The sequence below is a fragment of the Haloarcula salina genome (assembly GCF_010119195.1).
GTDB lineage: Archaea > Halobacteriota > Halobacteria > Halobacteriales > Haloarculaceae > Haloarcula > Haloarcula salina.
Map to the genome: position 1 here is coordinate 30,786 of NZ_WRXL01000006.1, position 21,208 is coordinate 51,993.

At 57.6% G+C, this 21,208-nt stretch carries 16 protein-coding genes and 1 pseudogene; 11 read left to right on the forward strand and 6 right to left on the reverse strand.

Annotation, left to right across the window (positions count from 1 at the left end):
- The first annotated feature begins 102 nt into the window (after positions 1-102).
- A complete protein-coding gene (locus GM656_RS15300) occupies positions 103-1,242 on the forward strand; it encodes a hypothetical protein (RefSeq protein WP_162414559.1) in 1,140 nt (379 codons plus the stop codon).
- Between the two features lie 437 nt (positions 1,243-1,679).
- The gene (locus GM656_RS15305) at positions 1,680-2,618 is read left to right on the forward strand and encodes a transcription initiation factor IIB (protein WP_162414560.1); all 939 of its coding nucleotides are present in this window, start codon (positions 1,680-1,682) and stop codon (positions 2,616-2,618) included.
- A gap of 759 nt (positions 2,619-3,377) precedes the next feature.
- Here GM656_RS15305 and GM656_RS15310 read toward each other — a convergent pair.
- On the reverse strand, positions 3,378-3,722 hold the full coding sequence (locus GM656_RS15310; protein WP_162414561.1) for a hypothetical protein: 345 nt from the start codon (positions 3,720-3,722) through the stop codon (positions 3,378-3,380).
- A gap of 318 nt (positions 3,723-4,040) precedes the next feature.
- Between GM656_RS15310 and GM656_RS15315 the strand changes: the two genes are divergently transcribed.
- The 7 genes and pseudogenes from GM656_RS15315 to GM656_RS15345 all read left to right on the forward strand — a co-directional run bounded on the left by GM656_RS15315 (position 4,041) and on the right by GM656_RS15345 (position 12,647).
- The gene (locus tag GM656_RS15315) at positions 4,041-4,331 is read left to right on the forward strand and encodes an SWIM zinc finger family protein (protein ID WP_241692806.1); all 291 of its coding nucleotides are present in this window, start codon (positions 4,041-4,043) and stop codon (positions 4,329-4,331) included.
- A gap of 222 nt (positions 4,332-4,553) precedes the next feature.
- Positions 4,554-4,871, forward strand: coding sequence for a hypothetical protein (locus GM656_RS15320; protein WP_241692796.1), 318 nt, complete (start codon positions 4,554-4,556; stop codon positions 4,869-4,871).
- Between the two features lie 4 nt (positions 4,872-4,875).
- Positions 4,876-6,567: a hypothetical protein gene (locus tag GM656_RS15325; protein ID WP_162414564.1), complete on the forward strand. Its 1,692-nt coding sequence runs from the start codon at positions 4,876-4,878 to the stop codon at positions 6,565-6,567.
- A gap of 13 nt (positions 6,568-6,580) precedes the next feature.
- Complete coding sequence (locus GM656_RS15330) at positions 6,581-7,942, forward strand: hypothetical protein (RefSeq protein ID WP_241692797.1); 1,362 nt, start codon at positions 6,581-6,583, stop codon at positions 7,940-7,942.
- Positions 7,943-7,944: 2 nt separating this feature from the next.
- Positions 7,945-8,958 carry a hypothetical protein gene (locus GM656_RS15335; RefSeq protein ID WP_162414565.1) on the forward strand — a complete coding sequence of 338 codons (1,014 nt, stop codon included), beginning with the start codon at positions 7,945-7,947 and terminating at the stop codon, positions 8,956-8,958.
- On the forward strand, positions 8,955-10,886 hold the full coding sequence (locus tag GM656_RS15340; RefSeq protein ID WP_162414566.1) for a VirB4 family type IV secretion system protein: 1,932 nt from the start codon (positions 8,955-8,957) through the stop codon (positions 10,884-10,886). Before GM656_RS15335 ends, GM656_RS15340 begins: the two co-directional genes overlap by 4 nt.
- Before the next feature lie 469 nt (positions 10,887-11,355).
- Positions 11,356-12,647: pseudogene (locus GM656_RS15345) on the forward strand (RNA-guided endonuclease InsQ/TnpB family protein).
- Between the two features lie 10 nt (positions 12,648-12,657).
- Here GM656_RS15345 and GM656_RS15350 read toward each other — a convergent pair.
- Together GM656_RS15350 and GM656_RS15355 are read right to left on the reverse strand one after the other, a co-directional pair.
- Positions 12,658-13,290: a hypothetical protein gene (locus GM656_RS15350; RefSeq protein ID WP_241692799.1), complete on the reverse strand. Its 633-nt coding sequence runs from the start codon at positions 13,288-13,290 to the stop codon at positions 12,658-12,660.
- Between the two features lie 211 nt (positions 13,291-13,501).
- Positions 13,502-15,094 (reverse strand): sulfatase, encoded by a 1,593-nt coding sequence (locus GM656_RS15355; RefSeq protein ID WP_338401357.1) that lies wholly within the window; start codon positions 15,092-15,094, stop codon positions 13,502-13,504.
- 206 nt (positions 15,095-15,300) lie between these two features.
- Between GM656_RS15355 and GM656_RS15360 the strand changes: the two genes are divergently transcribed.
- Positions 15,301-16,788 carry a right-handed parallel beta-helix repeat-containing protein gene (locus GM656_RS15360; protein WP_162414569.1) on the forward strand — a complete coding sequence of 496 codons (1,488 nt, stop codon included), beginning with the start codon at positions 15,301-15,303 and terminating at the stop codon, positions 16,786-16,788.
- Between the two features lie 74 nt (positions 16,789-16,862).
- On the opposite strand, the gene GM656_RS15365 is transcribed toward GM656_RS15360, so the two are convergent.
- The 3 genes from GM656_RS15365 to GM656_RS15375 form a co-directional block, all read right to left on the reverse strand.
- Positions 16,863-17,615 (reverse strand): IclR family transcriptional regulator, encoded by a 753-nt coding sequence (locus tag GM656_RS15365; RefSeq protein WP_162414570.1) that lies wholly within the window; start codon positions 17,613-17,615, stop codon positions 16,863-16,865.
- Positions 17,616-17,700: 85 nt separating this feature from the next.
- Positions 17,701-17,892: a hypothetical protein gene (locus GM656_RS15370; RefSeq protein ID WP_162414571.1), complete on the reverse strand. Its 192-nt coding sequence runs from the start codon at positions 17,890-17,892 to the stop codon at positions 17,701-17,703.
- A 610-nt stretch (positions 17,893-18,502) separates the two neighbouring features.
- The gene (locus GM656_RS15375) at positions 18,503-19,657 is read right to left on the reverse strand and encodes an ABC transporter ATP-binding protein (RefSeq protein ID WP_162414572.1); all 1,155 of its coding nucleotides are present in this window, start codon (positions 19,655-19,657) and stop codon (positions 18,503-18,505) included.
- A gap of 146 nt (positions 19,658-19,803) precedes the next feature.
- Here GM656_RS15375 and GM656_RS15380 point away from each other — a divergent pair, with 146 nt between their 5' ends.
- Positions 19,804-21,198: an ABC transporter substrate-binding protein gene (locus GM656_RS15380; RefSeq protein ID WP_162414573.1), complete on the forward strand. Its 1,395-nt coding sequence runs from the start codon at positions 19,804-19,806 to the stop codon at positions 21,196-21,198.
- The last annotated feature ends 10 nt before the right edge of the window (positions 21,199-21,208 follow it).

A 21,208-nucleotide genomic window follows, 5' to 3' on the forward strand; every position in this document is an offset into this window, starting at 1 on the left:
TCAGGGAAAAATAAGTATACAAACACATAAAATTACTGTTGCCTTTGGTTGGCTACCGGTAACCAATGTGTCAAGTAATCTCTCTCCGGAAATCCTATCGCAATGTCCCTGAAATTTCCCCGCCGAAGCTTCCTCACCACTGTTGGTGCTACATTCCTAGTAAGTGGAACTGCATCTGCGAGTAAAAGAACAGAAATCAACCCAGTGACACTGAAAGGAGATCTAGAGGAGCCAGTTCAACCGAAACACGTCAAGGAAGAAAGGCGCCGGCTTGTTCAACAGTACAACCTAGATGATGGAACCAATTTCCCACTTTACTCGTTTGAAAACGACTCCACAAAAATAGTTGTAGGATATGGGTTCTCAATTGATAATGGAGTCCCTGTCGAGACTGTGTATAAAATTCCAAATATTGAGGGTAACAGCTCGACCGGTGCGAATAGGACTCAAAGCCGATTAGAAACGCAAAAGAGTCCTCCAGAAAACGATCAAGTTGATGAAACAATCGAAAATTTCCACTCTGAGATCGACCAATTTGAACAGGGTAGCCGGAATTCAATTATAAATGACGATCAAGTTTCAACGAACCAAGTCGGAAATCCAGAACCGGGTTGGGACAAGCAGGGAGAATTAAACGTAGCAACAGCAGTACATAGGACTTATTATGATGGTAGTAGTCGGCAAATAGGTCGTATCGATCTTGACTCGGAAGTTTGGAAATCAATGGATGAAAACCGCGACTCAGAGGATAAATATGCCTGTGCACTTCGCGGCGAAATGTGGCCATCGAAAACAATTGACCATATCGGAGAACCGTATTACAGAAATGATTACTCTCATCTTATTCAGGATTGGGATGCCACGATGATGGGAAGTCCGACAATAACGGAATCAGATCCAGATAATGACGAGAGCGAGTCTATTGATATGACATTATCTATCACAACTAGCAAAAGTGCAGGGCTTACTGTAGACTGGCAAACTCCTTATATTTCCCGCTCCGAAACTTCACAACCGGATGAGACAGTCGGCTGGGAGTTCACTTATCCTTGGAGAGCAGGTTCTGATGCTAGGCACGACCATATCCAACTCTATTGCTTAGGAGAGTCTTGGCTTGATTCATCTCACCGAGAGTACGATATGATCTTGGATACGAAATTTGAAGGTAGATTTAAAAAGGATAATCCAGAGGCAGAAGGGGATGATACGCTTCACTCCCCAGTACGGTGGAATAAGCTGTAACCCCATACCGTACTTCACTCTTTCACTTTGGTATCAATAGTTTCATGAGTTAAGTAATTCAAATGATAGTATGTCCGTAGACAAACTTCGAAACGATATTCAGATCCAATTAGTGGGGATACAAATCACTCTTGTTGCAGGAATGATCTTATTGGGACTTCCATTTCCATCACATATCCAGTTATTCATAGTTTGGCCGATTGTGGCAATAGGCACTATTATGACAATATTTGGATTGATTAGATGATCGGCTTTGTTGAAATTTCTATTCCCAGACATAGCACACAGTGAAACAGCCGCTCGCAGAACGAACTGTGAAGAGATAGAATAGTTCCAGAATACGGGCCACATCAAGACAGCTAGTTGTTCTCACCGCAGCGGGTTTTGTCGCCCCCAGAAGGGTGCGGGGCCAGTCAGATTCGGCCTCGTACTGACAGATGGCTTCCAGAGAGATCTACGAAACGGGATTCGACGAATCGAGCGGTCGAACGATTGCAGCGGACACCTGCCCGGAGTGCAGTGGTCACCTCGAAACAGAGAGTGGTGAAATCGCCTGTCGTGACTGTGGCATCGTCGTCGAGAGTTGTCGCCTCGACCGGCGTGGGCCACGGCTATTCGCCGACGACGAGACGTCGAAAGCACGAACCGGAGCGCCGCTGACGGAGGCGAGACACGACAGGGGCCTCTCGACTGAGATCGGCTACAAGACGGATGGAAACGGAAACACGCTCTCATCGAAGAAACAGCGGCAACTCAGTCGCCTCCGTCGAGAACACGGACGAGCGCGCTGGCGCTCGAAAGCCGAGCGAAACCTCGCGACTGGCCTGGTCGAAATCGCACGGATCAGTAGCGACCTCGAGTTGTCACAGTCGCTGCGCGAACAGGCGAGTGCGCTCTTCCGAACCGCACAGGACAGTGACCTGCTTGTCGGTCGTTCGATCGAATCCATCGCGGCGGCGAGCGTGTACGCCACCTGCCGGCTGAACGGAACGACGCGGACACTGGCGGAGGTCGCAGCCGTCGCGCCGGTCGATGAAGACCGCGTCGAGAACGGATATCGGACGCTCAACGCCGACCTCGAACTGCCGGTCCCCCCACAGTCCCCGGTCGCGTTCCTCCCGTCGCTCGCGGCCGAGTTCCAGCTGCCTGCCAGAGTGGAACAGCGGGCTCGGACACTCGCCGTTCGTGCCCACGACGAAGGCCTGAGCAGCGGAGCCCATCCCGCAGGCTTCGCGGCGGCCTGTCTCGCGGTTGCTGCCTCAGCCATGGCGAATTCACCGACGCAGCTGGCATTCGCCGATGCTGCAGACGTGTCGGCGGCGACGATTCGCAATCACCGCGACCGACTCACGGCGCTCCTCCCGACGGACGAATGATCGGCGACTGGCTTCGGGGGTTGTTCGAATGTGAGAAGACAGTGTATCGGGAGTGTCGTCGTTGTGGAACAACCATCGCGAACGGGGCTGAACCCGATGCCTGTCCGCAGTGTGGGCACACTGAGGTTGCCGTCTACGAATTTCCCTGAGTGGGCAGTACAGGGGGGGACTCACTTGTCGTTCGGGATAAACGGGGAAGGGTCGTTTGCGGTCGGTCAATCCAACGAGTCGTCGGAGTCACTATTGAGTGCCAGACTCATCAGGCCCAGTAGTGCGCCTACTACCGTCACACCACCAGCGAGACCACTACTCAAGGTGAGCAACGTGCCGTATCCCCGTGTAGTGTTCGCAACGTCGGCGAGTAAGAGTATACAGAAGCCGAGTTGAAAAACGATTACGAGCAGGAGACTACGGATCGAGAGGCGAAAAGCGCTGGAGGGCATCAACGAGTGTTCCACTGTGGTGAATGAAGTTGTTTCGGCATTTCGCTTAGATCCATTTTCAATTCGCACATCTACTGAGCCGAGCCTTCTCTCGTCTGACCCTGAGATGAAATAGGTATCTTGAGGATAGACTGGCTCGTTCCCCTCGATTCGATCAGTTTGGCAAGCCTCCACAGCACGACTGTCACCAGAGTTCGCGTATGAGGTCCCTCAATTCGAGTTCTCTGTAGTATAGCTCTGTTGAAACCCTCAATCGATGATAGTTTATCGGGAGTGTGCTGAATACAGGGCGCGCATCTGGTATCAGAAGGGTGCTTCAGGCCACCTCTTCGAGTACAGACTCGCCACTGCCGTCCTGTGACTCCCATTCCCACTCATCTTCGACACGAACGCGGCCGTCGTCAAGCAGTGTGACGGTGCCAACGGAATGTCCGCTAGCAGTATCATACTCCGAATTGATCTGTGAATATCTGATATCCCACTCACGGCCGTCGAAGGTGCCAACAAGATAGCCGTCGATGATATCTCCACCAGAGTAGTGTGCGTAAATCCGTTCTCCCTCTTGTTCGAACTGGAAGCGGGTATCGCTACTCACCTCACCATCTTCGGTGTTTGCAGTTCCAACAAGCGTCCGACCATCCAGAGAGATCTCCTCCGTCATGTGCAGTTACATCCATCGTAGAGTCAAAAAGCCGCGGTGACAAGTTCTGAATACATCCTCCGTATCTTGCACGCCACTTGCAGCAATTGTCAAATATTCCAACAGAACCTGTAGTGTATATTGTGCGCCCTTCGGGATGCGGGCGCACTGAGGTGCGCCGCGGAATCGATCATGCACCCACTGGTAGCACTGACGTTTTCGACCCGAGTCGCAAAGCGCGCACAGTACGAACGATTCGCAATCGAGCCAGTTGAGTCCGGCTTTCGCGTTCGCAACGAAAGTCACGCGAATCCGGCAGAACACGAGTATCTCGTCGAGATGGATGGAGCAGTCCCGACAGCGTGTACCTGTCCGGCCGACGAGCGATTCGACGGCGCGTGCAAACACCGGGTCGCGATCGCGATTCGACGCCCGGACCGTGGCTCCGCACAGTCCCCCTCCAAAGACACAACTCGCATTCGTGGCGATGGCGGCCCTTCGGTCAACTCAGATACTGGCCACGGAATTCACTCAGACGAATCTGATTCCGACGACTGCAAGGAATGCCTACCAGACGTTCCCTGCTGGGAGTGCTACCGACAAGAACGGCGAGGGTTTGTCGACCAGTAATACATATTTCTCTTACTAAACTTAGATGGTTAAATTTATATCTCAAACCCTGTCTTCTACAAAATAGTCGCTGAGGGAATGGGTTTCCGGGGGGAAACTCACCGACTTAGTGACGACTATGGAAGAATGATGGGGGTCACACCGAATGCCGAGGAATCGGCGAACACACAGAGTCGCATCGCACTGCTGAAACAGTACAGTCTACAGGCATCCGTTGGGGTGGTGGCACTGACACTGCTATGTGTCGAGCCGGCCGCTGCACAGGATATCGGTGAGGAGTTCTGTCAGACGGACATGGCGGTAACGATCAAGAACATCTTCACGCTGATCCAGTTCGGAGGGCCACTGGTCGGCGGCACGCTCGCACTCGGTGCAGCCGTTGCGACGCCGATGGTCAGGCAGTCGGACATGAAACTGGAGCTCAAGCAAATCCGGACACAGGGCCTGGTTTGGGGGGTCATCGTCGCACCGCTGGCGACGACCATCATCCAGTTCCTGCTATCGTCTGTCGTCTCGGGCGGGACGAGCTGTAACTTCTGAGCAGATGCGACAACGCATCCTGCTCGGACTCGTCTGCCTCTGTGCCGTTCTTGGGACGGCTCTTCCGGTTGCGGGCCACCCACCGGAGGAACCAGACCACGGCATCAACGAGTCGTCGTTCTGGGACCTCTGGAGCGGCGACGACGAGCGACAGATCCCAGCCACCGAAAACGTGTCGGCAGCGAAATCGCTCAGGGTCACGAGCGACGTGCCGCTCGACGCACCGCCGAAGGCAGTCGAGGCGTGGAACCGACGCGATATCGCCGAGATGCCCACAACCAATAGTTCGACTGTTGTCTATCCGACTGGTGCGGCACGCACTGACGGCAGATATCTCAAAGACGTGAGTGTCGCAATCGCCGGGGTCACACCGTCGACGAGAGTGCTGCTGTCTGATCGACGCCAACCGCTGTATATCGCTCCGAACGGGACGGTTCTCGGAACGGTTGATTACCGGGTTGCCGTTCCAGAGGAGACGGATTCGTCGACGCATCGGACGGAGTGGAATGTCACCGCACACGAGATTGAATCCGTAACGCTCCTGATGGACGGCGAGCCGGTCGCGAATACGACGACAGATTCCGTTGTCCGTCTGGACTATCGGAACCAATCGAAAAACGTCACGGGGAGCCAGCCGCTGACGCTTCGAGCAACGGCGACCGTCGAGCTGACAGAGACGAGACACAGAGAGAAAACCGTCTGTGCTCCGGTCGGCGAGAACAGAACCTGTCGGGATTACTGGACGGGACAGACAAAGGTCCACAATGAGACGGTCACCGTCCATCAGACGCGGGAGGTGAACGTCTACGAGCCGGCGCTGTCGGGCTATCGGACGACGTATCCCAACGGCAATATGGGTGTCGTGGTCTTCCGAAGTCAGCCCTGGTACGGACTCCAGTTGCCAGCGGGAGAGATCCGCGGCATCTGGCGATTCTATGTTGCGCGTGACCAGCAGTGGGACAGGTTGGTCGAAACTGATGGAGAAACGACGACAGCACGACACTCGCCGGTGCATCCGGTCCAGGTGTACGCCTATCCCATCCGAACCGGGACGACACAGGACGCCCACCGTGACATCACGGTCCTCGATTCGTATGGGCGGATATTCCCAGCACCAGATCTCGATTCCTCGATCGCGCTGGATACAGTGAGTGGAACCTACGTCGGGAGTTTCGGGATCGCTGCCAGAGCACCGCCAGGAGATGGCGACCAGACGGTTCGAGCCACGGGACTCGTCCGGGGGACACAGACTCGACTGTCACCGGACTCAACGGCGAATCTCTCAGTCAATCGCAGCGAGATCGATCTCACCGTACAGAATACGACCGCGAACACCGTGACCGTCGAGGTGACACTCACAGACGCGAACACAGGTGCGCCTATCGAGACGGCATCGCGTGGCGGCTATATCCAATTGGACGGCCAGCGGGTCAATACGACGGCGAACGGGACTGTCCAGGCGATAGTCCCTCGGCAGGGCGACGCGATCACCGCGACGTACAAACCCGACGACTGGTGGCGGACCGCGCCGGGATATGTGGGTGATTCGGAGACCGTCCACGTCGAGGGAACCGTCCTTCGCTACGTCGACCTGCTGTTCACGCTGGGAGTTCAGGTCGGCGCACTCTTGCTGGCCGGGTTCCTGATCGACCGCATTACGGGCTGGGGCTTCTGGCCGCCGTGGAGGGACCTGTGACGAAGAGGGGTCCGTGGTCAAGGCTGACGATCAGAGAGTCGGACGGGGAGAGTTCGACGGGCACAGCCGTCACACGGAGGAGCTGATGCAGACACTGGGAGACGTCTTCGTCGACTCATTCGAGCGATTCCTCGAGAAACTGTCCGACTCGGTGTTCGGCTTCGTCGGCGACAACGTCGAAGCGCTGGTCGACCTCATCGTAACGACACCGCGCCCGGACGCGATATTCAACGCACCGACGAATGGCGGATGGCCATCGCTGTACACCTACTACTGGGAGACGATGGTGCCGCTGTCGCTCTTGCTGTGGGCGCTCTCGCTCGGCGTGGTCATCTTCCTGGAATCGACGAGCCACCTGTTCAGCGGCTACCACCGAACGAAGCTGAAAAAGCGGGCCTTTGCGGGCCTACTCGGCATTCTGTCTTGGTGGTGGCTGGCCGCAATCTCATTGCGATTCGTCGACGGTCTGGTCGAGTTTCTCGTGCCGAACCTCGACAGTATCGGACTGTTCGAGACGGTGTCATTCGGTGCGATGGGAGTTGCGGGGATGACGCTCGCGGCGTCACTCGACGTGGCGATTTTCCTCGTGCTCGCGCTCATCTATCTCGTGCGCCAGATGGTACTGTACCTGTACGTGCTGTTGGTGCCGCTGGTGATCGTCTTCTGGGTTCCAGGAGTCGGTCCGTTCGCCCCTGTTGCACGACTAATGTCGCGACTCGCGGGCTTTTACGTCCCGTTCCTGTTCATGGCGGTGCCGGTTGCGGTGCTGTTCCGTCTGGGGAAGGTGCTTGGTGATTCGGTCACACTGTCAATCGGTGGGTTCGGCCAGTGGTTGCTGGCGATCGTCACGCCACTGATCGCGATTATCGTCCCATTCGTGCTGTTCTGGCAAGCTGGGGCCCTGTTCTTCATGGTCGACCGGGCGTCTCAGCACAGTTCACGCCGGCGTGTACACGACCGGAAAGAACGGGTGGAGAACACCGGCGAACAGGGAGTGCTGGGTGTGAAGAACCTCCGACGAGGACTCGCCGGTCAGTCGGCGATCAGAGCCAGCGGCCAAACCGTGCTTAGATCGGGGTCATCCCGGGCACACGCTGTCGGCCAGAAGGCGTCGCGAGCGAGGGGAACGCTTCGCTCCAGACTCGGCAGATCATCGACCGAGAGGTCGGGATTCAGCGATCGGAACCGCTCTGGTTCTTCCGAGAAATCAAGCGACGACACGAGTCGAGACGACGGTGAGAGGACAGCGAATCGGGACGAAACAGAACCGACCGACGCGGAGGCGTCCGGTGAGAGAGGGTCCGAGCCTGAATCGACTGAAACAGACGATTCGGACTCTGACTCGGATGATGACACGCCACGGTACATCTACTGACAATGGTTGAGAGAAATCCTGCGAAACGAATCCCGAAGTCGCTCGGCACAGAAACGAAGCTGCTGGGGTCCTATACCCTCGGTGACGCTGGCGTGGCGCTGTTGCCGGCCGTCGCCGTCGTCTTGCTCGGACAGTTACTTGTCCCGCCGTCAACGCGGGTCGGTGGCTACGGGATCCAGACACTACTGCTTCCGATTGCCGCAGTTGCTGTCGGTGTGGGTGCGGTGTTCGTGTACGTAACACCGGCGTACACGTCGAGTCTCGACTGGCTACTGATGATGCTCCGGTTTCACACGAATGCGACCGAAGAAGCGCATGCGGAGACGGTTGACCATCATCAACTCAAGCGCGTGTATCCGATGCAGGACGTAATCGAGCGCCGTGACGGTGCGGTCATCGGCCTCGTTCGAGTATCGCCGCCGTCGATGGCGCTGGCGACGGCAGACGAGTGGGCCTCGGTGGCGGATGGCTTTCAGGACTTTCTGAACACGTCGGTGACGTTCCCGATACAGATCTACTCGACGACACAGTCGTTCCCCGTCGAGACGTACCTCGACCACTATCGTGACCGACTGGACGATCCCGACGTGAAGGCGAACCCACAGTTGCAGACGCTCATCGAGCGTTATGTCGAATGGTACGAACGGGACCTGGCCGCTCGCCAGATGACGATTCGGGACCACTACGTCATCGTCACAGTCTCGCCGGAGGAGGTCCAGTTCGAGCAAGAGAGCGTACTGTCGGCACTCGGCGACGTGCCTGTCCTCGGCGTGTTCGTCCGAGCAATGACCGCACCACCGCTCGAAGTACAACGCAAGGCGCTGTTCGAGACGCTCGACGAGCGCCTGTCTCGTGTGCAGTCCGGCATTCGTGACCTCGACGGTTGTGAGGCAATGGTCGTGGATGCGAGCGAGGGGGCGAAGGTCATCAGTGAGTTCTGGGCCGGCCAGACGCTAGAATACGGTGATTTCGAGCAGACACTCCGGACGCGCCCGCTCGTGGGAGAACGACCATGACGTGGGACTGGCTTCCTTTCGGTGGTAACAGCGAGGCAGGCCACGAAGAGGGACCGCCTACAGACGGCGAGCCATCGTTCGAGGTGGTCGAGCGAGAGAGTGATCAGGCGCTGGATACACCGGAATCGATCCATCAGTCTCTCGTCGCACCATCGGAACTCGAACGGACACCGACCGCAGTCCGAACTGGTGAGCGATGGGCACGAACCCAGTGGATCGGACAGTTTCCAGATGCACCGAGAGATGGTCTCTTCGAAAACTTGTATTCGACAGCCGAGACACGGACAACGGACATCTCGCTGCACATCACACCACGGGACACTGAGACGACGCTGGATTCCCTGGAGAACAAGATCGAGGACTTAGAGGCGGAGATGGAGTACCTCTCGGAGAAGCGCCGGGCAGGGTCCCGCGGTGTCAGCAAGGACTTACAGGACTACCAGGAACTGTACGACATGCTTCGGAACACGTCGATGGAGGCGTTCGACGTCTCGATGTATCTCACCGAGCGCGGTGAGACGCGCGAGGATGTGACGGGCGATGCGGTGGCGAACACGGCGAGGCGAGCGCCAGCGAACCTCACACCAGTAACGCCGCGCTGGTCGCAACTGGACGCCCTGGTATCGGCGAGTCCAGTGGGTGTAGACAAGCTGAATCTGGAACAGGAGACGCAGACGCCGATGCTGGGAGGTGCGCTGGGTGCGATGTTTCCGTTCGTCGCGGGGGCGCTGGCCGAACACGGCATCGAGTACGGGACGTACGCGCTCAACGAGAGTCCCCTGTTGCTCGACCGATTCGCCAGACAAACGGGCTACTGTATGATGGTGATCGGAAAACTCGGTGCGGGAAAGTCCTTCTCGACGAAACTACAACTCCTCCGGCGTGCGATGCACGATCAGGACACGGTGCTGGTGATGCTAGACCCGCTGGAAGGATTCGCGACGCTCAATGAGGCACTAGGTGGTGAGCGCGTTACCGTGGGTGGATCACGGGCGTTCAACCCACTGGAGATCCAGCCAACACCTTCGTCAGTGTTAGACTCGGTGCCGGATCTGGACCCCTGGGCCGAGCAGGTCGCGTGGGTGCTCACGTTCTTCGAGACGTTCTTCGAACACGTGGCAGGGAATCCACTGGATGATCGGAAGCAGACGCTTCGACGGTGCGTACAGGAGACGTACGAACAGCAGGGCATCACCCGAGACCCAGCGACACACGACCAGCCGTCGCCGACCGTTCGCGATGTCATCGACGTGCTCGAACAACTGCTGGAGGAACCCGGCGAGTTCGGCTATGTCACTGAAGGCGAGCAGGAGAACGTCCGATCCGATGCGGAGTCACTGTTGATCGATCTACGGCCGTCGTTCAGAGAAGGTGGTGACCTCGCGAACTTGGCTGAGCCGACGGAGTTCGACATCTCGAACGACGTGGTGTATCTCGACTTGCATCAAGAGGAGGGGACGCGCGGGCGGTCAGAGACGAGTCTGATGATGCAGGTGCTGTTCAACGCAGTGTACGAACGGGCAAAGCAGACGGACAAACGGGTGGTATTCGCCATCGACGAAGCGCACTACCTGATGAACGATGCGACGTCGCTGGACTTCCTCGAAACGGCCGTGCGCCACAGTCGCCACTACGACATCTCGCTACAGTTCATCACACAGACCGGCGGCGAGTTCGCATTGACACCCGAGGCTCGGACGATTGCGAACCTCTGTTCGATGACGATTATTCATCGCGTCGACGAGGCAGCCGATCAACTTGCGGACTGGTTCGGTCTGAGCGAGCGCGAGGTCGAGTGGGTCCAGACCGCGACGGCTGGCAACGGCACTGACGGCTACTCTGAAGCGTTGCTTGGCGTCGACGAAGAGGGCTGGTTCCCGATTCGAATCCGGGCCAGCGAGTACGAAGTTGACGTTATTGGGGACTGAGAAATATCAATCGCAACTGAGTAGCGTAGACACCAAGCAACACCGAAGTCCTGCGGGAAGAACACGAACCTCATCGATTCAGGAAGGAACGGATCTGGGGTTCTTCTAGACGAGACCATTGACGAGCGACTCAATGTCCCCAACGTGAAGTCGTAGGTCGAACGACGAGTTTGTCGCCCCGAGTAGATCACGACGGACGTAGTAAGTCAGAGCGTCGAGTCGGTTGGCGACGGACCGGTTATCGACCGGTGTGACGGTGAGATCAACAGCTGCCACCGCAACTCGATGTAACGTTCAACTCGGACCAGTAGGCAGACAGCTCACGGAATACGTGTATTTTTGCAGCCGGCAATGGGTGCCGGCTGTCAACAGAATCCCAGTACCGGATTGGAAGCAATGCCTGCGGACGGCGAACCCTTATCAGTGAAAACGGGCCCAACCAGCGTGTGACAGTCGGGAGCAACAATTTATGATCCGAACGAACACCTTCGAAGTAGCGCCACGGACAGATAATGCTGAGAGTATGCTCCGACGTATGCTTGATGCGTCGGCGAGCCTCTGGAATGAAATCAACTACGAACGACGTCAGCGATTCTTCAGCGGTGAAGATATCTGGGAATCAGAGGAGTTCTACGATCGCTATGTGGACGTTCTCGGTGGTGCGACCGCTCAAACGATTATCCGGCGGAATAGCGATGCCTGGAAATCGTTTTTCACACTCTGTGACAACCCGGATGAGGACCCCTCTCCCCCGGGATATTGGGGTAACGAAGACGAAGGTCGAGACCAGCGAACCTACATCCGAAACGATGCGTACACTCTTCGATGGGGCGAGCGGTCTCGGCTGGAGATACGGATTGGGCTAGACCTCAAAGAAGAGTATGGACTGGGGTACTACGAGCGATTGCCGCTTGAAGTTCGAGGCGAGCCACACTGGAACGGAGATTCCGGGCGGGTGACAATCGAATACGACGAGTTGACTGAGACGTTTCCCGGATACCAATCTGTGACGGTGCCCGAGGATCAACAGGATGCACCACTGGCCCAACAGACCGTTGCCATTGATATCGGAATCAACACGCTCGCAGCCTGCACGACGACTACTGGGCAGCAGTACAGATACGATGGGATCGAGATATTCGAGCAGTTCCGCGAGACGACCGAATACATCGCTGACTTGGAATCAAAATTGCCGGACGACAGATCGTGCAGCCGCCGCATTAAACGACTATATCGAAAGCGGACACGGCGTCGCGATCACGCCACAGCCGCGCTCATTCGTGATCTCGTTCCGCGACTCCATGAAGACGGAATCGATACGGTGGTCATCGGTGATTTATCCGGTGGCTTCGGTGCCAAATGGACTGCCGAAGCGAACGAGATGATTCACAACTTCTGGGCGTACCGGAAGTTCAACACACAACTAGAGTCAGTCTGTGAGGAGTACGGTATCGAGGTCGTCACCCGTTCGGAGGCAGAAACCTCACAGTCGTGCCCGGACTGTGGGCGTACCGATACGACGACGCGTCATCGGGATTCACTCACCTGTATCTGCGGTTTCGACGGACACGCTGATCTGGCTGCATCCAGGAATCTCTTGAATCGTGCTACAGAAGATTCGATACCAGGGCCGACGGCTCGGCCCATGCGGTTCCAGTGGGACAATCACGAATGGCGTTCGATCAGAGACGCTTCAGAAACCCCAACGAACAGCGCATGAACCCGCAAGATGCCGCTACAGCTCGCTGTGACCGCTGGTAGCGGATGCTCATCACGAGTGGAAGTCGATTCGTTGTGAACGGGTCTTCATTTCCATATTAACCGGGATCTCGAACTCGTGGAACCGGACGGTATGCCGTTCGACCCGCTCGCTCGTGAAGCGATCGAGATAGTCTGGCTCTGGATCGAGGGCGGTCGACGCCGGTGCGTAGTCGTCCGTGTGAACGACGACGCCGTCCGAAGTCACGTCGGCGACGTCGATTCGCGGATCGAGTGCGTACGGAGTCAGGTCGTCGAAGCACGCGAGCGACGACAGCGCGTGGTACTCGATCCGACGCCGACTGGCCGGCGATACGTCCACGAGGCGGTCGATGACACGTCTGTGTTTCGCGTCGAAGCCGCCCTCCATCCGCTCGACCGCCCCCTCGCGCGTCCGGGGCCGTTCGATATGTGCGCCGTCGAAGTACGTCTCCACGGTCGACAGCGCGGCGGCGTCCGCCGCCGAGAGGGCAGGCTCGCGGACCTGGTATCGGAAGCCGGCCTCGCTCCGACGCACAGTCACGACGACGCCGGGATACACCTCGTCCTGTTCGCGGACATCCGGGGCGTACCAGGCGTCGGCGTCGTCCGGCGGGAGCGGTTCAGGAACCACCGGCGCAGCGTCCGTCTCGGCCCGTGTAGTCATACACGGGCGTAACCCCTCGTTCGTATTTAAATTTATAGAATTTAGTTTTGAATTATTATGCTGGTCGAAGAGTATTTCAGACAACGGCTCGCTCGCATCAGTCGGATCTTGCCGAGCACCTCGCTATCCGTCCGTGAGAGATCGTGAAAAGACGCAGTGGCGATCTGGTCACCGATGATGGACCAGGTCCCTCTTGTCGCCGCTATCGCTGTCAGGTCAGATAGCCAAGGTCCCGGAGTTGCGCACGCATCCGGTCGTCGTACTCCGCCTCCTCTCCCTCCGAGTGGGAAATCCACTGGATCTCCTGGTCGACGACTGCCGACAGTTCCCGAGTGAGTTCGGGATCGGCCTCGCTCACGTCCGCCGTCTCGTCGGGGAGTTCGTACAACACCTGCCGATTCCGGTTTCCGAGGTACTTGTGGGTCGCCGTCCGCACGCACGTGTAGGGCTCTTCGAAGAACTCCGACGTGTCGAACTCCGGATTGTACTTCCGGTACTCGTCGAGGTGCGCGATGCCTCGCTGGCTGATCCCCCACTCTCGGTTCCCCTCCCGGAGGTCCCGACCTTCGAACTGCTCGGTGAGCGTCCCAGTGAGGTTCGCCAGGGTGTAGGTCATGTCGATGTGCTGTGAGACGTCGGTGCTGGTCGAGACGATGCCGTCGATGCCGGAGACGATCAGTGGAACGTTGATCAGTTCGTCCCGGAGCACCAGGTTGTGTCCGAGAAGGCCGTATTCGCCGAACATATCCCCGTGATCCGCCGTGACGACGATGATCAGGTCGCGATCCGAGCGGGCCCGAGCGGCCTCGACGATCTGTCTGACCGTCTGATCTGCGTACCGGATCTCGGCGTCGTAGAGCGTCTTGGCCAGCTCGGTCTGCTGAGGCGTCAACTCGTTCCCGTTTGCCATCCGGTCCATGATCGCCTCCGTTCCCTCGTAGATCCGCTCGATCGTGTCGTACGCCGCGGGGAGGTCTGGACCGTCGTAGTACTCCTTTGCAACGGTCGATATCGGTACGTAGGGATGGTGCGGAGACGGAACGTGGACGTACGAAAAGGCCGGCGAATCGGGGTCGGACTCGTTCCGCATCCACCGTTTCACCCGGGTCGCTAGCAATCCGTTGGTGCTGTTCTCGATGTCGCGCTTCAGCGTGCGCAGATCCAGCGTCGGGTTCTCTCGGAACCGCTTGAGCGCTAGCTTCCAGCTGAGCCGCCCGGTCTCGTCGAATTTCGAGAAGTTCTCTTTCCGTAGCTTGATGAGTTCGCTGTGGGTGAACCCGGACGTGAGCCCCGTCGCGTCGCTGATATACGTCGACGGCGAGAACAGCGCGGTCTCGTATCCCGCATCGGCGAGGACGCCGGGGAGCGTGTCTAGCTCGGAGTGCAGTTTTCGCTTGACCTTCCCGTCCTGACCGACGTTGTGCGTCGACAGATACGTCCCCGTGAGGATCGACGCGGTCGACGCGGGTGTCCACATGGACTGGCTGATGCCGTTTTCCAGCACGGTCGAGTCCGGGGAATCAGCGATGGAGTCGATGAACGGGGTCGTATTTCGGTCGTACCCGTACATCGGCGTATGATCGGCTCTGACACTTTCCAGCGTCACCCAGAGGATATCGTTGTTACCCGCCACGACGGATTGCAGCACTGTGTTATATATAGTTACAAATCCGTTACCACACACGTAATTAAGGGTGAATGATCGGCCTACCCGGACTCGTCCGGAAGCCTTCCGCTGTCGCTGACACCGGACTGGTCTCGCATCCGAATCGTGCAAGTTTCGAGCCAACCGGTCCATTACCATCAGATCCCAGAACTACCGTCCGTGGCGTACGGATATTCTAGTCCCGTGACTGATGGGCGCCCGTCGGGCACGGATTGGCTACCGACGTCGATGCGGTCGACCGTCGATCGAAGGCCACCTATTCCATGGTAATACAGGGTCGTAGTGCGTCTCTAACTCTGAAAAACGTCTCCGTATTATTTAATGCAGTCGTAAGTACGTGAACTATGGATGTGGGTCTCCGTGGAAGCCACAGGGGCGAACTCTCCGTACGCGCTATTTCGGGCATTATCCTGGCGCTGGTGGTTCTCTCGCTACTGATTAGTGTCGGCGCCGGCTGGGTCGGTTCATCGGGAGGCGAGGCACTGGACGGTACCGACTCCGGTGAGACCGGTGGAAACTCCAGTGTTCCCGACGACGCAGTCGAAAACGGGTCGTCGACCGGAAGTACGGTACCAGCTGAGCCAGTCCATATCGCGGGGAACCAGCAGGCCTGTCGATACGAGGTCCCCGAACCCCGGGAGCCGGACTTCACGGTGTCTCCCGAGGACGGTGCCGCTGGGATTCAGCAAGCGATCAACGACTCGGGCCCGGGCGATCTGATCTATCTCGAGGGCGGCACCTACGAGATGGAGTCCACGATCACGATAGACGGCGACGGCTCGGCGAGCGATCGAATCGTCATCGCAGGCAAGCCGGGGGAGCGGCCGGTACTCGACTTCTCAGCGCTCTCAGCGCCGGATACCGAGGATCCGGAGTTCGACTTCGGTGCGGCGGTTGAGGCCGAGGGAGACTACTGGACGATCCGAAATATCGAGGTGAAAGAGAGTCCGGGATTCGGCATCCGGGCACGCGGCGGCGAGAACCACCTGGTGTTCGAGAACGTGGAGTCTCACAACAACGTGCTGACCGGCCTCGCGCTGATCGAGAGCTCTCACAACGAGATTAGACACTCCAGGTTCCACCACAACTACGACGCGATGAACGCCGGTGAGCACGCCGACGGCGTCGGAATCAAGCAGGGCCCCGACCCAGAAGGCAAGACCGCCAACGAGAACCTGCTGTACTGCACGGACATGTATCTCAACTCCGACGACGGTTTCGACGGCTACCGGTCGAACGACAACGACATCATCTACAGCAGAGCCTGGGAGAACGGCAAGGTGAACGAGACGACGCTGGCGGACTCGGGGAACGGAAACGGGTTCAAGTTCGGCCCGCACACCGCAAGCGGGCACGTCATCGTCGGGAACCTGGCGTGGGGGAACGTCCGAAAGGAGGAAGGTGAGTACGCGCAAGGAACTGGATTCGACTACAACGGTGCCGAAGGACCGCTCATCCTGTACCACAACACGGCGTGGAACAACGACATGGGCTTCGACTTCCAGAACGAGGGCGCGGTCTTGATAAACAACCTCGCGGTCGGGAACGCCGTCGAAAGCCGGGTGTGGACCAGCTATCCCGAGAAGTACAATATTTTCACGACGGCAGAAGACGGGATCACCTTCCAGAGCACCGACCCAGCGGACCCTGGTTTTCTCGTGCCGGAACCCGAAGCGAGAGCGGTCGGTGCGGGAGACACCATCGACTCGGTGACGTGGGTGAGAGAACGGTCGGCCCCGGATATCGGCGCGCTACAAGCCCGTGCAGACGCGGAACTCGATGCGAGAGCTGCTGAGAACAGGACCGAGCGGAACCGCGATCTTGGCAGCTAGGACGCCGTCAGGAGCGCGCCGTCGCCCGTTCGTGAAGTGCGGTGAACGACGGCCCAGAAACGGCATCTCCCGGTTTACTGCTCGACGTTGTAATTCAACTCTATTTCGTCTCTCGACTCCTTCAGAAGTTGGACGATGCTTTCTTGTTGGTTGTTGATTTTCGATTTCGGGCCGGCCACGCTAATTGCGCCCTCCACACCGTCTCTCGAGAGTATCGGGACGGCGATTCCTTTCCAACCGCGGAAGTCCTCTTCGTCGTTTATCGCGTAGCCCTGGTCGACAACGGTATCGAGGTACTCTCTCAAATCGTCCGGGTTTGTGATTGTTTTGTCTGTGAACTCGGGGAAATCGAGGTCGACCAGTATCTCCTGCACCTCTTCTTCCGGAAGGAACGCGAGGATGGCCTTCCCCAGCGCTGCCGAGTGGAACTCGGTTCGCTTTCCATCGTGGTCTCCGATTATCGACGTCCCTTCCATCGAAATCGAAGCGATGTGCACGATCTCTCGCTGGTCTTCGATACCGAGATATACAGCCAAATCGGTCTCGATGGCGATTCGATCCATATGGGGCTTAGCATACGTGTATAGCTGCGTTCGGGACTTTACGATGCCACCGTATTCGAGTAATTGATATCCAAGGTGGTATTGATTGCCACGTTTGTCGACGACATTATGAGATTTTAGCGTAGACAGGTGGTAGTGAGTAGTACTTTCAGAAAGACCGATTTCATCGGCGATGGTTGTGAGGTTCGCACTTCCCTGGTCGCGAATAAATTCGATAATCTGAAAGGCGTTTTCCACGCTTTGAATTTTCCCTGGGTGTTCCATACGTGAACGTGGAGCGGGACGATATTATGTCTATCGTCCGTCGCCGACACGGCTGACGAGGAGCCGCTGTTCTGACTCGAACCCGTCACAGGCTCCGGCGTAAAATCTGGACGAAGCCGACGACGGTGACGGCATCACGACCGCTGCCGACGCGACGGGTTCGAGTTTCTCTGGTGGGAATCGCGACATCGATTGAAACCGGCAACGGGCCAGAACTCGCTGGAGTTTCTACGATATAGAAGATAATCGCGCTTTGATTATTTTCAGAATTTCTCATACGACAGTATCGAATGTAAACAAGATGATTAAATATTAGCAACTTCAGACGAGGAGAGCGAGTAAATAACAAGAGTACGTTCGTTACACTTCTGTGGTAGTAGTTGGCAATCGCAGATAGACTGATTTCTATCACATAGAATTGTATCGTTTGACAGACTGAGGCTGCCGCGGGAGTTACTCGAGAAGGCCACCGAACCACCGTCCGTACACCGGCTGTTTAATTTCCGCTATCAGGGTGAGGAACTAATAAGCGTCGGCCGAGTCGTCTCTGTCTTCTTCGTGACTATTGCTTCGATAATATAGAAGAAAGTGCGGGACGGTACCTGGATTGGAGCGTGGGACTCGGAACGCACGACAGACGTGGTATCCAGACTGGTGGACCAGTCAGCCCGTTACGTGGAATACAGACATCGAAAAACCGTTCGGCGGCGCCCACCGAACGCGTGAGCTATGGTCGCCAGTGACACTCAGTGCACGCCCAATCGCACTCAGACGACACCCCCGACCGGTGCGTAAACTGCGTCAACTGGTCCGATGGCAGTCAGTTCCGTTCGGACTGAACCGGTCCCGTACAGAGAGCGCCGGGCTGCTGGAGTCGACGTGTTCAGTTAGTCAGCTCTGGACCCGATCTGCTCGACCGTCTCGGCATCCCGCAGTTCTCTGTTGTGCAGTGCCTCGCCCGTCGCTGCATCGAACAGATGGACCGCTTCGGGGGGGAGTTGCGTTTTCGTCGTTTCCCCCAGTGTGAGCGAGCGCATGCCATCGATTGTCGCAGTCATCACACTTTGGTCGCTCGACTGCCCCTCGAACTGGAGGTGAACCGTATTTTCGTCGCCCATCGGTTCGACGACGTCTACGACGGCGGAGTAGTCGTAGTCCGTCTCCTCGGCCTCACCGATTTTGATGTCTTCCGGTCGGATGCCCAGCACGACCTCTCGGTGGCCGTCGACTGCGCTGGCCAACGCGTCCGACAGTGGATACTCGAAGGCGTCCGTGACCAGCGACCCATCACGGACGTTACCCTCGTAGAAATTCATTGACGGTTCGCCGAGAAACCCAGCCACGAAGAGGTTGTTTGGCTCGTGGTAGCACTCTAACGGGGTCCCGACTTGCTGGAGTTGGCCGTCGTTCAAGATGGCGATGCGGTCAGACATCGTCATCGCCTCAGTCTGATCGTGTGTGACGTAAATCGTCGTGGTCTCGAGATCGTCCTGGAGCTTCTGGAGCTCCGTCCGCATTTCCGCCCGAAGTTTTGCGTCGAGATTAGCCAGGGGCTCGTCGAGCAGGAACACCTGTGGGTCACGAACGATAGCTCGCCCGAGGGCGACACGTTGCTGCTGCCCTCCTGACAGCTCCTGGGGCCTCCGGTCCAGCAAGTCGGCCATCCCCAACATAGTGGCCGTGCTCTCGACTCGCGACTGTATTTCGTCTTCCGGGAGCTCACCTGCCTCCCTGAGTCCAAACGACATGTTCCCGCGCACACTCATGTGCGGGTACAGCGCGTAGGACTGGAACACCATCGCGATATCCCGCTGCTGTGGCGACGCGTTCGTTATCGTCCGCTCACCGAGCTGTATCTCACCACGTGTCGGAATTTCGAGTCCCGCAATCATCCGGAGTGTGGTCGACTTTCCACAGCCGGACGGCCCGACCAGTACGAGGAACTCGCCGTCCCTGATATCTAAGCTCAAATCGTCAACGGCGACGATCTCTCCGTCGTCTTGAAACGTCTTTGTTACGTGGTCGAGACTGACTCTAGCCATGTCAGGCCATCTCTCCTTTTCTATGATAAATTTTTTGGTCAATTATCCCACCCCGTCCGTCCGAAACCGCGGCGAGACGTTAGCACGGCCGTCCTAACCACAACGATTATATGCCATAATAGATAATCCACGTATGGAGCATTCGCATGAGCAATTCAGCAGAAGGACCCGATAGAGAGCGTCGTTCGTACCTGAAAGCAATCGCCGCTGCCAGTGTATTCGGTACTGGGGCGCTGGCTGGTTGTAGCGGCGATGGAGGGAGTGGCAGCGACGGAGGGAGCGACGGGAGTAGCGGTGACGGAAGTAGCGACGGGAGCGATGGCGGCGGTAGCGGTTCCACTGACCAGAGTTCACCGACGTACAATAGCACCGCGCTCGAAGTCCTCCACCCGTGGACTGGCGGTGGCGGTCAGAATGCCATAAATGCGGTCATCGAGGGCTTCCACGAGGAGTATCCCGATATCGAGACCGATATCCGGGGCGTGGGCGCAACAGCCAACGTGCAGTTGAACCAGATGGTCAACCAGCGGTTGGCGAATCAGGACCCGCCGGCAGCGTTCAACGCCTGGCCCGGCGCACATCTCACGCAGTTTATGCAGAGCAGCCGTCAGCTCCTGGGAGATATTACTGAGTCAGTTTGGCAGCACGACGACATGGAGGGCGCGTTCGTCGATGAAGCCAAAGAGCTCAGCCGGTTCGACGGTCGATACGTCACCGTGCCGATAGGGTCCCACCGACTCAACAACCTCTTCTTCAATCTCGATGTCATCGAGAGCGCCGGTGTGACGCCCGAAGACGTGGAATCCCCCGGCGACCTCATCCCGCTGATGGAAGAGGTGGAGGCGAACACGGATGCCGTGGGAATGGCGCAGTCGATGGTCAACGCGAATACGCAACTGCAACTGTGGGCCGCGATTCACCTCGGCATGCACGGCTACCAGTCCTACATGGACCTGATAAACGGTGAGGGAGACCTCCAGTCCGTTACCGAGAGCGTTGAGATGACCAGTCGGTACGCGGAGTTCTTCAACGAGGACGCTTCGACCGTCAGCCCGCCATCGGCCAACCAGAAGATAATGAACGGCGAAGCCGGCTTCTACCACCAGGGGAACTGGATGGCCGGGGGATACAACGCAAACGATCTCACGTACGGTGAAGACTGGGGATGGATTGCCTTCCCGGGAACGTCCAACATGTACACCCTCCACATGGACGCCTTCGTCTATCCGAACAACAACCCTGCACCGGAGAAGGCGATCCGGTGGCATCGGTACGTCGGGTCCAAGGAGGCTCAGGTGAACTTCAACAAGCACAAGGGCTCGATTCCGCTCCGTACCGACGTCTCGATGGAAGAGTTCGGCCCGTTCCTCACTGAGACCATGGAGGACTTCCGGAACATCGAATACCGACCGCCGACACTGGCGCACGGACTGGCGGTGGCCCCGACGACGCTCGTGAACCTCAGAGAGGTCTTCTCGAGTAACTTCATGGGCCCCTACGAGGTCGAAGCGACGGCGCAAGGGATTATCGACACCATCTGAGAGGGCGGAC

Bases quoted from the DNA above. Each gene is read 5' to 3' on its own strand.
- GM656_RS15300 (WP_162414559.1), top strand. From the start codon at position 103: ATGTCCCTGAAATTTCCCCGCCGAAGCTTCCTCACCACTGTTGGTGCT.
- GM656_RS15305 (WP_162414560.1), top strand. From the start codon at position 1,680: ATGGCTTCCAGAGAGATCTACGAAACGGGATTCGACGAATCGAGCGGT.
- GM656_RS15310 (WP_162414561.1), bottom strand. From the start codon at position 3,722: ATGACGGAGGAGATCTCTCTGGATGGTCGGACGCTTGTTGGAACTGCA.
- GM656_RS15315 (WP_241692806.1), top strand. From the start codon at position 4,041: ATGGATGGAGCAGTCCCGACAGCGTGTACCTGTCCGGCCGACGAGCGA.
- GM656_RS15325 (WP_162414564.1), top strand. From the start codon at position 4,876: ATGCGACAACGCATCCTGCTCGGACTCGTCTGCCTCTGTGCCGTTCTT.
- GM656_RS15335 (WP_162414565.1), top strand. From the start codon at position 7,945: ATGGTTGAGAGAAATCCTGCGAAACGAATCCCGAAGTCGCTCGGCACA.
- GM656_RS15340 (WP_162414566.1), top strand. From the start codon at position 8,955: ATGACGTGGGACTGGCTTCCTTTCGGTGGTAACAGCGAGGCAGGCCAC.
- GM656_RS15350 (WP_241692799.1), bottom strand. From the start codon at position 13,290: ATGACTACACGGGCCGAGACGGACGCTGCGCCGGTGGTTCCTGAACCG.
- GM656_RS15355 (WP_338401357.1), bottom strand. From the start codon at position 15,094: ATGGTAATGGACCGGTTGGCTCGAAACTTGCACGATTCGGATGCGAGA.
- GM656_RS15360 (WP_162414569.1), top strand. From the start codon at position 15,301: ATGGATGTGGGTCTCCGTGGAAGCCACAGGGGCGAACTCTCCGTACGC.
- GM656_RS15365 (WP_162414570.1), bottom strand. From the start codon at position 17,615: ATGGAACACCCAGGGAAAATTCAAAGCGTGGAAAACGCCTTTCAGATT.
- GM656_RS15370 (WP_162414571.1), bottom strand. From the start codon at position 17,892: ATGAGAAATTCTGAAAATAATCAAAGCGCGATTATCTTCTATATCGTA.
- GM656_RS15375 (WP_162414572.1), bottom strand. From the start codon at position 19,657: ATGGCTAGAGTCAGTCTCGACCACGTAACAAAGACGTTTCAAGACGAC.
- GM656_RS15380 (WP_162414573.1), top strand. From the start codon at position 19,804: ATGAGCAATTCAGCAGAAGGACCCGATAGAGAGCGTCGTTCGTACCTG.